Source organism: Variovorax sp. 54 (assembly GCF_002754375.1).
GTDB lineage: Bacteria > Pseudomonadota > Gammaproteobacteria > Burkholderiales > Burkholderiaceae_C > Variovorax.
The window spans coordinates 1,637,692-1,651,527 of the sequence record NZ_PEFF01000001.1 but is presented as its reverse complement, the minus strand read 5'-3'; the positions used below and the strand labels follow the sequence as shown (position 1 = coordinate 1,651,527).

The following is a 13,836-nucleotide window of genomic DNA, read 5'->3' as shown; positions in this document are numbered from 1 at the left end:
TGGCAGATACTTCGGCCACTTCCCGGAACCGGGCTTGTTCGCTTGGAATCCCCCCATGAATCTTTTGCTTGTTGAGGACGATCTTGATCTTGGAAACGGCGTGCGCATTGCGCTCGCCAACCAGGGCATGGATGTGGTGTGGGTCCGCAGGCTCGACGACGCCTTGCGCACCCTGGACAACGGCGCCTTCGACATGGTGCTGCTCGACCTGGGCCTGCCCGACGGCGACGGGCTCGACCTGTTGTTCCGCCTGCGCCGCACCCGCCAGATCTTGCCGGTGCTGGTGCTGAGTGCGCGCGACGCGCTCAACGACCGCCTGCGCAGCCTGGACGACGGCGCCGACGACTACCTCGTGAAGCCCTTTGCGCTGGCCGAGTTGCTGTCGCGCGTGCGGGCCCTGGCGCGCCGCAGCTACGGCTTCAACGACGAGACCATCCGCATGCGCGGCCTGGCGCTGCACGAGCCCACGCGCGGCGTGATCGTCGACGGCGAGCCGGTCGAGCTGTCGCGCTGCGAGTTCGACCTGCTCGCGCTGCTGCTCAAGCGCACCGGCCGCGTGGTCACGCGCCGCGTGATGGAAGAGCAGGTGCTGCCCGGCGGCCAGGCCAACGGCAGCAACTCGCTCGAGGTGCACATCTCCAACCTGCGCAAGAAGATCGGGCAGGGCTACATCCGCACGGTGCGCGGCATCGGCTACGTGATCGACACGCAATCGCTGGTGCGGAGCCCATCGAAATGATGCGCCGGCTGGCGCGGGGCTGGAAGAACTGGAACCAGCCGTCCCTGATGCGCCGCCTGCTGGTGGCGCAGATGGCCGTGGTCGCGCTGCTGTGGACCTCGGCCGTGGGGCTGCTGCTGTACGACTCGTACAAAGATCCCGGGTTGCTCAGGTTCGCCGAGGTCTTCCGGGCGGCAATTGTCATCGTGGAGAACATGCCGGACCGTCCCGAGCAGCAGCGGCAAGCGCTCGAGGCCCTCGATGCCGCGCTGATCGAAGCGTTCAGCGACGGCGACGATTCCAAGGACGCCTTGGGGGTCATGCAGGTGTGGCAGCACGGCAAGCTGATCTACAACTCGCGCGCCGGTGTGCCTGTGCTGCTGAACTCCGTGCCTGATCGCAACGAGATGCTGGTCGCGGGCGGTCGCGAGTGGCGTGCGCGCACGGTGGTCTCGCCCGTCGGCGACATCCGCGTGGTGCTGGCCGAGCCCAGCGTGTGGCGGCTGGCCGTCACCGTGCTGTCGCGCGGCTACTACCTGCTGCCGCTGGTGATCAGCCTGCCGTTCCTCATTTTTCCCGCCTGGCTGTCGGTGCGGCTGGCGCTGCGCCCGTGGCGCCAGGTGAGCCGCGAAACCGCCGAGCGCGGTCCCGACGACCTGACGCCGTTGTCGTACATGCCGCCGCACAAGGAGCTCAAGCCGCTGGTGCAGAGCATCAACAGCCTGCTGGTGCGGGTGCAGGACAGCACCACGCGCGAGCGCAGCCTGATCGCCGACGCCGCGCACGAGCTGCGCACGCCGCTGGCGGCCATGCGCGTGAACGTCGAGGCGCTGAAAGAGCAGAGCACCGACGAGGGCCAGCGCGAACTCATGGCCAACCTGCTGCGCAGCAACGACCGGGCGGCCCGGCTGGTGGGGCAGCTGCTGCAGCTCATGCGCAGCGACGCCGTTTCCACCAACGCGCTGCCGGTGATGATGTCGCTCGACGGCCTGGTGCAGGACCGGCTGGCCATGATCGAGGGCCTGGCGCGTGCGCGCGGCGTGGAGCTCGAACTGATGTGCGACGACGCCGCGCCGGTGCCCGTGCTCGGCGAGCGCGAGAGCCTGGTCTCGATGATCGACAACCTGATCGACAACGCGATCAAGTACAGCCCCTGCGGCGCCACCGTGACGGTGCATGTGGCGCGCGACGGCGCCCAGGCGCTGCTGACCGTGGCCGACACCGGGCCGGGCATTCCGCCCGCGCTGCGCGAGCGCGTGTTCGACCGCTTCTTCCGCAACCCCGACCAGACGCAAAGCGGCAGCGGGCTGGGCCTGGCCATCGTCAAGTCGGTGGTCGACCGGCACGGCGGCAGCGTCGTGCTCGACGAGGCCCTGGGCGGGGGCTTGCGGGCCAGGGTGCGGCTGCCGCTGGCGCAGGCCGACGTGCCGCAGCCTTTGCTTGTCTGCACCACCTGAGCCCCCGGGGAAAGGCCCCGGTCAGGCTCGTTTCAGGGCGAGGAATTACACTAGCCAGCTCCCCCGGCGCTCGTCTACAGGACACTTTCACCAATGAAGTGGGTCATTCTTGCCATCTTCGTGCTCAGCGCACTCTACGTTCACTTCCGTGGCCAGGTCCGGCACAGGTTCTTCAGACAGCTCTCTGATCACTCGACCTTCCTGGCGCCGCTGAACGTCTTCATGTACCTTTTCTCGAAGGTGCCCGGTACGCCGTACCTGTCGCCTGCCGAGTTCCCCGAGATGCGCATCCTCGAGGAAAACTGGGAAGTCATCCGCGAAGAAGCGCTCGCCATGCGCAACGGCGGCAGCATCAAGGCCTCGAGCCAGTTCAACGACGTGGGCTTCAACTCCTTCTTCAAGAGCGGCTGGAAGCGCTTCTACCTGAAGTGGTACGACGAGGCGCACCCCTCGGCCGCCGTGCTGTGCCCGCGCACCACCGAACTGCTCAAAGGCATCGGCACCATCAAGGCCGCGATGTTCGCCGAGCTGCCCCCGGGCAGCCGCCTCGTGCGCCACCGCGACCCGTTTGCGGGTTCGCTGCGTTATCACCTGGGCCTGTGGACGCCGGGCGTCGAGGGCTGCTACATCGACGTGGACGGCCAGCGCTACCACTGGCGCGACGGCGAGGCCGTGGTGTTCGACGAAACCTACATCCACTACGCCGAGAACACCACCGACCACGACCGCGTGATCCTGTTCTGCGACATCGAGCGCCCGCTGAAGTACCGCTGGGCCAGCGCCGTGAACCGCTGGTTCGCGAAGAACCTGCTGGCCGCTGCTGCCTCGCCCAACGACGCGGGCGACAAGACGGGCGGCCTGAACCGCGCCTTCAAGTACATCTACCAGATCCGCGTGGTCGGCAAGCGCCTGAAGGCCTGGGACAAGCGCGCGTACTACCTAGTGAAGTGGACGATCTTCGGCGGCCTCGCCCTCTGGATTTTCTGGTAACCGACGGCGCTCACGCCTCGGCCAGCACCAGCCGGGCGCGCGGCGCGCGGCGCCAGCACACCAACCCCGCCAGCAGCACACCGCCGAGCACGTCGAGCAGCACGTGCTGGCGCGTGGCCAGCGTCGAATAGACAATCCCCGCAGCCCACAGCAGGTTCACCCACTGCGTCCACGCGGGCGCCTGCACGCTGCGCAGCTGGCGGCCGAGCCACACGGCCGCGAACACGGCAAAAGCCACATGCAGCGACGGGAAGGCATTGCCGCCCGCATCGGCGCTCTTGAGGAACTGCAGCGCCGGGTACTGCGACCAGTCGATGGCGAAGCTCGGCACCACCGTCGGAAAGCACCAGAACACCGCCAGCCCGAGGGCCGCCATGAGCGCGGCCCCGCGCGCACAGGCCCACAGCTCGGCCTTGTTCTGGGTGAAGGCCGGTGCGAGCGAGATGTAGAACCACAGCGAGCTGTACAGCAGCATCGCGTCGTCGCTCACCCCCACCCAGTGGTCGATGGCCGTGAGCGGCATCACCGTCGGCACCGAGGGTGGGTGGTGCATCACCCAGAAGTACAGGACGAAGAAGCCCGAGATGCCGAGCGTGGTGCCGATCATCTTCACCACCCACAGCGTGGCGAACCGCTGCCCCAGCGCCAGGTGCCAGGGCGTGACGGGGAGGGCGGCGGGGTTCGGGCGGGAGGGCGTCACCGATGCGCTTTCAGGAGAGGAAAGCACCACAGCGTAGGCACCTGCATTGCGTGAACATTGCGTTACCTCAAATGGGGGCTCTCTAGAATCATCCGCCTGTCCCGTCCCTTGTCGATCCCCCCAAATGAGAATCCTGCTTGTCGAAGACGAAGCCGACCTGGCGCAGGCGCTGGCGTCGGCGCTGCGCCAGAACCAGGCGGTGGTCGATGTGGCGAGCTCGCTGCGCGCGGCCGAGGAGGCCGCGCTCGGTGCGCCCTACGACGTGGTCGTGCTCGACCGCGGCCTGCCCGACGGTGACGGCCTCTCGCTCGTCGCGTTCCTCGCGCAGAACCACATCGCCTGCGCCGTGCTCGTGCTCACCGCCATGACCGATGTGGCCGAGCGCGTGCTGAGCCTGGACGGCGGCGCCGACGACTACCTGGCCAAGCCCTTCTCGATGGACGAACTGCTGGCGCGCGTGCGTGCACTGGCACGCCGCCCCGCGGTGCGCGCCAACTTCATCATGACGCTCGGCCAGCTGCGCTTCGACCACCACACGCGCCAGGCCCATGTGGGCGAGGCCTGCCTCACGCTGCCGCGGCGCGAACTGCTCGTGCTCGAGACGCTGCTCGAACACCGCGGCCGCACCGTGCTGCGCGAGGCGCTGCAAGACCGCGTGTACGGCCACAAGGACGACATCCAGTCGAACGCGCTCGACACGCACGTCTCGCGCTTGCGCTCCAAGCTCGACAAGGCCGGCGCGCAGGTCGAGATCCATGCGATCCGCGGCGTGGGCTACCTCATGTGCGCGCCGACGTTGGCATGAGCTTCAGTCTGCTTTCGCTGCGTTGGCGGCTGATCTGGAGCCTCATCTTCCTGCAGGTGGTGGTCGGCCTGCTGGTGATGGGCGGCTTCCTCGGCCTGGCCTGGGCGCTGGGCCGCGTGGTCGACGAGAACGGCCAGGAGACCGTGGCATCGATCCAGCGCGCCCTGACACGCGACGCCGCTGGCCACCTGGTGGCCGAGCCCACGAGCGCGCTGGAGCGGCTGCAGAAGGCCGATCCGCAGTTCTGGTTCATCGTGCGCGACCCGAGCGGCGCCCAACTGCGTCACGGCGAGGTGCCGCCCGCCTACCTGCGGCTGCTCGATGCGCTCGACGGCACCGACCGCATGGCCATCGACCCCGAGAGCGACGGCACGCGACCCAAGGCCCGCTTCGAGCGCGTCGAATCGCGCGCGGGCCCGGTGGCCGTCCTGGCGCAGACCGGCGGCCCGCTCACCGTGCAGAACACGCTCAAGGGCACCGGCATCGCCTTCCTGTTCCTGGTGGCGCCGATGGCGCTCGTGACCTGCCTCGGCGTGATCCTGGCGACGCCCTTCGTGGTGAAGCGCGGCCTGAAGGGCGTGGTGGCCACGGCGGAGCACGCCGAGGGCATCGACGTGCACGAGCGCACCACGCGCCTGCCGCTCGCGAATGTGGCGAGCGAGATCCGTCCGTTGGTGAATGCGGTCAACCGCGCCTTCGACCGGCTCAACGAAGGCTACGACCGGCAGGAGCGCTTTCTGGCCGATGCCGCGCATGAATTGCGCACGCCGATCACCACGCTGCAGATCCATCTCGAAGGCTTGCCGAACGATCCGCTGAAGATGAAGCTGATGCAGGCCTCGGCGCGGCTCGCCACGCTGGCCGAGCAGCTGCTCGATCTGCAGCGCCTCGACCACGGCCTGTCGCTGGACCAGCAGGTGGAGCTGAAGTCGCTCTGCGAGCGCGTGGCGGCCGACATTGCGCCGCTGGCGATCCGCAGCCGCTGCACGCTCTCGGTCGATGCGCCGCAGCCGCTCACCGTGCGCGGCGACGCGCCCTCGCTCGAACGCGCGCTCACCAACCTGATCCAGAACGCCATCGAGCACGGCGGGCCGGGCTGCGACATCCAGGTGCGGCTGTGCGAGCCCTCGTGCATCGAGGTGCTTGATTCGGGTCCCGGCATTCCCGAAGCCGACCGCGAGCGCGTGGTGGCGCCGTTCCACCGGCTCGTGCCGCGCGGGCGCGGCGCGGGGCTGGGCCTGCATCTCGTGGCCGAGGTGGCGCGGCTGCACCGCGGCCAGCTGAGCATCGGGTCGAGCGAATCGGGTGGCGCGAAGATGCGACTCGAGTTGATGAACCTCGACGCGTGAAGGACATCCGCTTGTCATGAACGCTATCGACCGGCTGCCTGAACCCACGAACCTTGTCGGTGCGCAAGCGTTGATTGCGCGCGTGCAGGCGATGCTCGATGCCGAAGGGCTCGCGATGCGTGCGCCGCCGCCGGAGCCCACCACCTGCTGTGGGCGCGGCTGCAATGGGTGCGTGTGGGAAGGGTGGCTGGCGGCGGTGGCTTATTGGCGCGATGAGGCGTCGTTGTTGCTGGACTAGTAAAAGCGGGGCCGCAGCACCTTCATCGTTTCCGCACCCGGCAGATGGTCGACAAACAGATGCTCTGCAACCAGGTAGCGCCCCACCACGCTGCGCAGATCGGGTGACTCGTACACCGTCACGGCGTCGTGGCCTTCGGTGTACATCAGCTGGTAGATCAGGCCTTCCTTCAGCAGGTAGTAAGAGTCACCGCTGCTGGCTTGCCCGGTTCTGATCCTGCCTTCGTACCAACGGGTGGCCATCGCCTGGTTCACCAGCGCGTCGGCGTCAATGGTGAATACCGCTCGGCACTCCTCGGGCGTGAAGTCGTCGCGAAGCGCCGTACTGTCTTCGCCGTTGTAGGCCTTGTGGATCAGGTCTGACGCTGTGTTGCGCAGCAGGGCCTCGAACTGCGCGTGGCGGCCCGGGGGCTGCACCATCTGGTAGGGGACGATCAGCGGAGGCGTGGCGACGTTGGCGATGTGAAAGGGCTCGACACCCATTTCCCGGCTGGTGGACAACGCCAGGTACCAGCGTTCCTGCGCCTCGCGCGGTGTCCTGCGCGTGGCCGTCACGCTGCCGACATAGTGCACGCGGCGTTCGCCCGTGCCGGTGAGCGTGGATGGAACGACGTCAGCGCGGCCCGCGCCCCAGAACTGATCTTTCAACGACCAATCGCCATCCACCGGATCGTTCAGGGTCTGGACGATGAGGTCCGCGATGATCTGCGGTGGTGCCTGCGTGGGTTGGCCGTCCACCGATGCCGGCACCACGGCATCGACCCGGAACGCCATCGGTTCGCCGAGGCGAAAGCTTTCATCGCGACTGATGTGAATCGCTTCGAGCGCGCGGCGCCGTGGCGGCGGCACCGCGCGTCGCACGAGGGTGTAGACGGCCACGAGCGTCAGCACGCCGAAGATCGGAAACACCGGCAGCCCCACCAGCAGCCACAGCAGGTTCCAGCCTCCCTCCAACGACCAGCGCAGCGCGTTGAAACCGAAGGCGGCGAAGAATGCCAACACAGCGGTCGAGACCAGTGAGCTGAGCCATTGAACAACCCTGCTCTGTGGGCTGTGCTCGGCCTCCGGCGGCGCCGGAGATATCCACGCCGTGTCATGCCGCTGCACGATGCGCGGCAGGCCGGTCACGCGCGGATCGGGCAGCGGCGTCCAGAAGCTGTCGTCTTGCGCAGGCAGTTCGATCGTGCGAACGCCATCGCTCTGTTCAAGCTGCAGCGAGGCCTGCGCGCCGCCATCGTGCACCGTGTCCTCGAAGCGCAGCGGCCGCGCATCGGGCACGCGGTGGTAGCGGCGTTGCTCGACGTCGACGATCAGCGCGTCCGCACCGGCAGATGCCGCATGAAAGCGTTCGTCAGAAGACGCATGGCCTTCTGACAGCGGCAGCGCCAGAACCCGCGCGAGGACATCGAGGTAGGAGTGAGAGCGAGGCATGCGTCCGAATCTAGCCGGCGATCCCGAGCGCCGCAGCCGTCAGCCTCGCGACCTCCAGTGTGCTCCCGGGCACCTCGCCATCTTCCAGCATCCACACCGACGACAGCCCGGCCCACGCCAGCACCCATTGCAGCAATCGCCGCTGCTCGATGCCCGTGGCCTCCGCGATGACCTCGATGCGGCGCGCAAAGCGGCCCGGCACCAGCGCGCTCTCGCCATCCGGGTTGCACAGGATGTTCGCGTGGTCGAAGCCGCGTTCGCCGTGCAGGCCCTTGGGGTCGATGGCGAGCCAGCCGGCCGGGCCGAAGTCGAGCACGTTGCCGTGGTGGATGTCGCCATGCAGCACGACCACGTCGCGCGGCGCGGCGAGCAGATCGCGTGCGGTGCGCGCGCTGTGCGCGAAGACGCCGCCGTGCGTCGCCGCACCGGCCCACAACGCTTCGAACCAGCGCGTGAGCGGCACCAGCGTCGGGGGCGGTGGCGTGTCGCGTGGCGCATGCAGGCGCGCGGCGGCGGCGCACAGGATGCGGGTGGCCTCGTCGTCGTGGCCCTCGTGAACCATCTGCGCGAGCGAGGCCGTGCCTTGCGCGCGCACCATCAGCAGGGCTTCGCCGTCATGGGCCAGAACGGGCGCGGCGCCGTCGCCGTTCCACCAGGCCATCAGCAGGCTGCCCGCCTGTTCCTCGGCCTCGTGCGAAATCTTGAGCATGGCCGGCACGCCGTGCTGGCGCACGGGCAGCAGCGTGCCGCTCAACGAAGTGAAGGCCTCGCCGTCGGGGGTGAGGTTCCATCGTTTCAGGTAAGGCGTGAACACGGGGCTCGTTCTCCGGCGCGGGCTCTGGCCGGGAGATGCCGACGTGCCCGCGGAAGGCGACCCCGGCAACCCGAACTGGTGCCAGGCGCGGCGCAGCTGCGTGTCCGAGCCGAAGCCCGACAGCTCCGCCGCCCGCGTCACGCTGGCGCCCGAGGCCAGCGCCAGTTGCGCGGCGGCCAACCGCAGCCGGCGCAGGTAGGCCAGCGGCGCCACGCCCGCATGCTCGACGAAGAGCCGCGTGAGGTGCCGCGCCGACGTGTGGGCGACCTCGGCCATGCGCGGCACGCTCCAGTCGGCCTGCGGCTGCTCGCTGACCGCGTCCTGCACCCGGTGCAGCGCCGCATGCAGGTGGTTGCGGTAGGCGAGAAAGGGCGACAGCTCCGGGTCGTGCGGGCCGCGCCGCAGCGCCACCACCATCGTCTGCGCGACCTGGGCCGCCAGCGCCTCGCCGCAGGTGTCGGCGATGCGGTGCAGCATCAGGTCGATGCCCGTCGTGACGCCCGCGCTGCTGTAGACCGGCGGGTCGAGCACGAACACGCGGTTGCTCACCACCTCGCAGCGCGGCTCCACGGCGCGCAGTTCGTCCAGGTGATGGTGGTGCGTGGTGACGCGCCGGCCCGCGAGCGCGCCCGCGTGCGCCGCGAGCAGCGCGCCCGCGCAGACCGTGATCAGCTCGACGCCGCCGTGCGTGAAGCGCTGGCCGCGCAGCCAGTGCAGCAGGTCCTGCGCCTCGGGGGTGTCGGTCGCGATGGTGTCGCCCGGCAGGCCGACCAGCACGACCCAGCCCGGGCCGCTCCACTGCGTCGGCAGGGGCGCCAGGCCTGACAGCGCGACGCCGACCGAGCCCCTCATGGTCGGCCGCGGCCCCGCGAATTCGATGACAAAACGCTCGGGCTGGCCCGCCGCGCGCAGCCGCTGGTTGGCGATGCGCAGCGCCTCGGCCGGCCCGGCCCAGTCGAGCACGAGGCTGTCGGGCAGGAGGACGAAGACTACGCGGATGGGGTCTCGTTGCGGGTCCATGCGTAGTCCATCTGGCGCGCCGTGCGCTCGGCCAGTTCGCGTCCGGCCAGGCGTTCGACCAGGTGCAGGCTCATGTCGATGCCCGCGCTGATGCCCGCCGAGCTGACGATGCGGCCGGTGTCGACCCAGCGCACGCCTTCGCGCACGTCGAGCTGCGGAAACTGCGCGCGCAGGTCGGCGAGGTCTTCCCAGTGCGTGGTGACCGCTTCGCGCGTCACGACGCCGCTTTGCGCGAGCAGGAAGACGCCGGTACAGACCGAAGCGACGAGCTGCGCGCCGGCCGCGCACTGCGCGATCCATCGCAGGGTGTCGGGGCTCGCCATCGGCGCATCGACCACGCCGCCGGGGACGATCAGCACGTCGGCGGCTGCGGCGGTGTCGGCCAGTGTGTGGTCGGCGAGCAGCCGCAGGCCGGCGCGCGCCTGCACCGGTTCTCCGGTGCGGGCGTGGGCGACCGAGGCCACCTCGAATGGCGCGGGCGCACCCGGCTGCAGGCGCTGGTGGACGCGGGCAGCGGTGGTGAAGACCTCGAACGGGCCGGCGAAGTCGAGCGCCTCGACGCCGTCGTAGGCCAGGATGCGCACGCGCAACGGGGTCATGCGGTGGTGCCTTCCTTGGCGCGCCCAAGCGCCTGCGCCACGCTGCAGACGGTGGCGAAGCGCCCGTCCAGCACGGTCGCCGTGCGCGCCTTGATGTCGGCGGCGGACAGGGGCCGGCCGTCGGGCTGCACCATGTCGAAGGTGAGGGTGGCGTCGGTCACGTAGTCGACCTCCCAGCCCAGGTCCGAGGCGTGGCGCGTGGTGGTCTCGCAGCACTGCTCGGTGCGGATGCCGCTCACGATCAGGCGGCGGATGCCGTGCTGCGTGAGCCACACATCGAGCCCGCTGTTGACCAGCGCGCTGTGGCGGTGCTTGGTGAAGGTGGCCGCCGCCTCGAAGGGCGCGAGACCGTCGATCGGGCGCACATGGCCCGATTCGACCGCGAAGGGGTTCGATGCGGCCTGCGGCGCATCGACATGGAAGACGCGCACCACCGGCAGTCCGGCCGCCACGGCGCCGGCGATCAGGGCGTTCTGGGCCTCGAGGTAGGGCGCGAACAGGGCTGCGTTCCAGTACGGGCGGTGGCGGAACGATTCCTGGGCGTCGATCACAATCAGACAGGTGGTCATGGCGGCGGCGGGCAAGGCAAAGTGGATGATGCCGCCTATTCTTGGACGCCACCAGCCTGGTGTCCGCGCCGAAGCGGACCGGAACCGATCAGATCAGGACATCAGCTCGCCGCTAGACGAGGCCGCCCGCCTGCAGTTCTTTCTTCAGGTATGCGTAGTACAGCGGCGCCGCCACCAGCCCGGCCGGGCCGAACACCGCTTCGGCCACGAACATCACCGACAGCAGCTCCCACACGCGCATCTGCGTGCGCGCGCCGACCACCTTGGCGTTGATCACGTACTCGGCCTTGTGGATCAGGATCAGGAAGCCCAGGCAGGCCGCGGCCGTGACCGGCGACACCGACAGCGCCACCAGCGTGATCACCGAGTTGCAGACCAGGTTGCCCACGATCGGCACCAGCCCGGCCACGAAAGTCAGGGTGATGAGGGCGGGCGTGTAGGGCAGTTCGAGCCCCCACAGCGGCATCAGGAACAGCAGGAAGATCGCGGTCAGCAGCGTGTTGAAGGCGGCGATCCAGAACTGCGCCGCGACGATCTGGCCGAAGGCCTCGCCGAAGGTGGTGATGCGCTGGAACATCTGCTGCGCCAGCGGCCGGCGCTGGGCCGGCGCCGGCGCCACGGCGGCCAGTGCGCCGATGATCAGGCCCACGTAGGCGAACAGCAGCCCGCCCAGCCAGGCGCGCCCGGCCATGGCGAGCGAGCCGGCCTGCGTGCGCAAGTAGTTGGCGACGATGCGCTGCACCTCGGCCGCGCCCTCGGGCAGGTAGACAGCGATGTCGGCCGGCAGCTTGGAGCGCAGTTCGAGCACCGTGCGGGCCGTGTAGTCGAGCAGTTCGCGGTACTGGTCGGGCGCATCGAGCACGTATTCACGCGCCTGCGAGAACCCCAGCGTGACCAGGCCGATCGGGCCCAGCAGCACCAGCGTGACCGCCACCACCCGGGCCAGCCCGTCGGCGCCGGAACGCAGGGGCTTCAGGCGCGACAGCCAGCCGCCCAGCAGCCGGGCGAACCAGCGCGCGACGAGGAAGCCGATGCACACGCACAGCAGCCCCGGCAGCAGGTGCTGCCACATCACGAGCATCAGCCCTGCGAGCATCAGCAGGTAGCTGGCCACTACCACGTGGCGGGAGGTTGCGGCCTGGGGTGCCTGGGGCACTTGGGGCGGGGCGGCGAGGGTGGCGTCGGGCAGCGGCGTGGCCATCCGGGGTGCGGGGCGTGCGGTGAGAAAAAGAAAAAAGAACGGGCGCGCGGTCAGGCGACGACCACGGCCGCGCCGTCGCCACGCTCGGCGATCACGCCGATCTCGTGCACCGATTCACCGGCGGCGCGCAGCGTGGCGGCGCAGGCGGCGGCTTCGGCCGCATCGATCACCACGACCATGCCGATGCCGTTGTTGAAGGTGCGGTTCATCTCGATGTCGTCGATGCCGGCCACCTTCTGCAGCCAGGCGAACAGCTCGGTCTGCGGCCAGCTGCCCTTCTGGAGGTGCGCGGCGGTGCCTTCGGGCAGCACGCGCGGGATGTTCTCGAGCAGGCCGCCGCCGGTGATGTGGGCCAGCGCCTTGATCGGGTGCTTGCCCAGCGCTTCGAGCACGGGCTTCACGTACAGGTGGGTGGGCTCCATCACGGCCTCGCGGAAGGGCTTGCCGTCGAGGGTGGCAGGCAAATCAGCGCCGGCGCGCTCGATCACCTTGCGCACGAGGCTGAAACCGTTGGAATGCACGCCGGCCGAGGCCAGGCCCAGCACCACGTCGCCGGGCTTGACGTTCTGGCCCGTGAGGATCTTCGACTTTTCGACCGCGCCGACGGCAAAACCCGCCAAGTCGTACTCGCCGGCCGGGTACATGCCGGGCATTTCGGCGGTTTCGCCGCCGATGAGGGCGCAACCCGAGAGTTCGCAGCCGCGGGCGATGCCGCCAATGACGGCCGCGGCCGTGTCCACGTCGAGCTTGCCGCAGGCGAAGTAATCCAGGAAGAACAGGGGCTCGGCGCCTTGCACCAGCACGTCGTTGACGCTCATGGCCACGAGGTCGATGCCGACCGTGTCGTGCATGTTCCATTCGAAAGCCAGCTTGAGCTTGGTGCCCACGCCGTCGGTGCCGCTCACCAGCACCGGCTCGTTGTAGCGCTTGGGCACTTCGAACAGGGCGCCGAAGCCGCCGATGCCGGCCAGCACGCCTTCGCGCATGGTTTTCTTCGCCAGGGGCTTGATGCGGTCGATCAGGGCGTCGCCTGCGTCGATATCGACACCGGCGTCCTTGTAGCTGAGCGGGGTGGGCGTGGAGGAGGTCATGGGCGGGCGGTGTCGAGAAGAAGGAGCGAAAAGGTTCGCGAAGCGGCGAGGAAGGGCGGGCAGGGGAGGCGCCGGCGACCGAGGCGGCCGGGCCGATAGAATTCCTCACGATTTTAAGGGCCCTCCGGGCCCCCTCCATGAACCTTCCCGGGATGAAACAGCTCGCGCTCGATATCGGCATTGCGACGGGCCCCAGCTTCGACGCCTTTTTTGCCGGCCCCAACGAGGCGGCGCTGCGACACCTGCAAGTGTGGGTGGGCGGCGCCGCCGGCAGCCCTGCGCTGCACTCGCCGGTGCCGACCTACCTCTGGGGCGACAGCGGCAGTGGCAAGACCCACCTGCTCGAATCCGTGCGTGTTGCACTGGCCGAGCAGGGCGCCAGCGTGGGCTGGCTGCACGCCGGCCTGCTGGAGCCGCCCGAGTTCGACGAGCGCTGGGGCGTCGTCCTGCTCGACGACGTCCACCTTTACACCGCGGTGCAGCAGCACGCGGCCTTCAACTGGTTTGTCAACGCCCAGACCCTGCAGCGCGGCGTGGTCGCCGCCGGCGCCTTGCCGCCGGCCGACCTGCCGCTGCGCGAAGACCTGCGCACCCGCCTCGGCTGGGGCCATGTCTTTCACCTGCAGGTGCTGAGCGAAAGCGAACGCCGCGCGGTGCTGCGCCAGGCGGCCGACGCGCGCGGCGTGATGCTGTCCGACGACGTGCTCGACTTCATGCTGCACCGCTTCAGCCGCGACCTCGGCAGCCTGATGGAGCTGCTCTCGCAGCTCGACGGCTACGCCCTGCAGACCCAACGCGCGATCACCATTCCGCTGATCCGCTCCATGCTCGAAAACGAATAAGCGAATAAATAAG

The 13,836-nt window shown here is 69.2% G+C and carries 13 protein-coding genes and 2 pseudogenes; 7 read left to right on the top strand and 8 right to left on the bottom strand.

The window, feature by feature from the left end:
• Positions 1–55 precede the first annotated feature (55 nt).
• The 3 genes from CLU95_RS07380 (at position 56) to lpxO (ending at position 3,165) form a co-directional block, all read left to right on the top strand.
• Positions 56–739, top strand: coding sequence for a response regulator (locus CLU95_RS07380; protein WP_099791815.1), 684 nt, complete (start codon positions 56–58; stop codon positions 737–739).
• Positions 736–2,175: a sensor histidine kinase gene (locus CLU95_RS07375; RefSeq protein ID WP_099791813.1), complete on the top strand. Its 1,440-nt coding sequence runs from the start codon at positions 736–738 to the stop codon at positions 2,173–2,175. The genes CLU95_RS07380 and CLU95_RS07375 overlap by 4 nt, the downstream gene beginning before the upstream one ends.
• A 93-nt stretch (positions 2,176–2,268) precedes the next feature.
• Complete coding sequence (gene lpxO, locus CLU95_RS07370; RefSeq protein ID WP_099791811.1) at positions 2,269–3,165, top strand: lipid A hydroxylase LpxO; 897 nt, start codon at positions 2,269–2,271, stop codon at positions 3,163–3,165.
• A 10-nt stretch (positions 3,166–3,175) separates the two neighbouring features.
• On the opposite strand, the gene CLU95_RS07365 is transcribed toward lpxO, so the two are convergent.
• On the bottom strand, positions 3,176–3,865 hold the full coding sequence (locus tag CLU95_RS07365) for a phosphatase PAP2 family protein (protein WP_257214552.1): 690 nt from the start codon (positions 3,863–3,865) through the stop codon (positions 3,176–3,178).
• Positions 3,866–3,989: 124 nt separating this feature from the next.
• Here CLU95_RS07365 and CLU95_RS07360 point away from each other — a divergent pair, with 124 nt between their 5' ends.
• From CLU95_RS07360 to CLU95_RS07350, 3 genes are read left to right on the top strand one after another with little or no spacing between them, the layout of a single operon-like run.
• The gene (locus tag CLU95_RS07360) at positions 3,990–4,670 is read left to right on the top strand and encodes a response regulator (RefSeq protein WP_099791809.1); all 681 of its coding nucleotides are present in this window, start codon (positions 3,990–3,992) and stop codon (positions 4,668–4,670) included.
• Complete coding sequence (locus tag CLU95_RS07355) at positions 4,667–6,019, top strand: sensor histidine kinase (protein ID WP_099797155.1); 1,353 nt, start codon at positions 4,667–4,669, stop codon at positions 6,017–6,019. The genes CLU95_RS07360 and CLU95_RS07355 overlap by 4 nt, the downstream gene beginning before the upstream one ends.
• Before the next feature lie 16 nt (positions 6,020–6,035).
• A complete protein-coding gene (locus tag CLU95_RS07350) occupies positions 6,036–6,257 on the top strand; it encodes an oxidoreductase-like domain-containing protein (protein ID WP_099791807.1) in 222 nt (73 codons plus the stop codon).
• On the opposite strand, the gene CLU95_RS07345 is transcribed toward CLU95_RS07350, so the two are convergent.
• The 7 genes and pseudogenes from CLU95_RS07345 to purM form a co-directional block, all read right to left on the bottom strand.
• Complete coding sequence (locus tag CLU95_RS07345; protein ID WP_099791805.1) at positions 6,254–7,687, bottom strand: hypothetical protein; 1,434 nt, start codon at positions 7,685–7,687, stop codon at positions 6,254–6,256. The genes CLU95_RS07350 and CLU95_RS07345 overlap by 4 nt on opposite strands.
• A 10-nt stretch (positions 7,688–7,697) precedes the next feature.
• Positions 7,698–8,468, bottom strand: a pseudogene (locus CLU95_RS07340) (aminoglycoside phosphotransferase family protein); the annotation flags it as partial.
• 72 nt (positions 8,469–8,540) lie between these two features.
• Positions 8,541–9,521: pseudogene (locus tag CLU95_RS07335) on the bottom strand (GlxA family transcriptional regulator); the annotation flags it as partial.
• Positions 9,491–10,120 (bottom strand): DJ-1/PfpI family protein, encoded by a 630-nt coding sequence (locus CLU95_RS07330; protein WP_099791803.1) that lies wholly within the window; start codon positions 10,118–10,120, stop codon positions 9,491–9,493. The pseudogene CLU95_RS07335 and the gene CLU95_RS07330, both read right to left, overlap by 31 nt.
• Positions 10,117–10,689, bottom strand: coding sequence for an isochorismatase family protein (locus tag CLU95_RS07325; RefSeq protein ID WP_099791801.1), 573 nt, complete (start codon positions 10,687–10,689; stop codon positions 10,117–10,119). Before CLU95_RS07325 ends, CLU95_RS07330 begins: the two co-directional genes overlap by 4 nt.
• A 112-nt stretch (positions 10,690–10,801) precedes the next feature.
• The gene (locus tag CLU95_RS07320; protein ID WP_143605973.1) at positions 10,802–11,890 is read right to left on the bottom strand and encodes an AI-2E family transporter; all 1,089 of its coding nucleotides are present in this window, start codon (positions 11,888–11,890) and stop codon (positions 10,802–10,804) included.
• Between the two features lie 50 nt (positions 11,891–11,940).
• Positions 11,941–12,981, bottom strand: coding sequence for a phosphoribosylformylglycinamidine cyclo-ligase (purM, locus tag CLU95_RS07315; RefSeq protein WP_099791799.1), 1,041 nt, complete (start codon positions 12,979–12,981; stop codon positions 11,941–11,943).
• Between the two features lie 152 nt (positions 12,982–13,133).
• Between purM and hda the strand changes: the two genes are divergently transcribed.
• Positions 13,134–13,823: a DnaA regulatory inactivator Hda gene (gene hda, locus CLU95_RS07310; protein WP_306513261.1), complete on the top strand. Its 690-nt coding sequence runs from the start codon at positions 13,134–13,136 to the stop codon at positions 13,821–13,823.
• Positions 13,824–13,836: the final 13 nt, after the last annotated feature.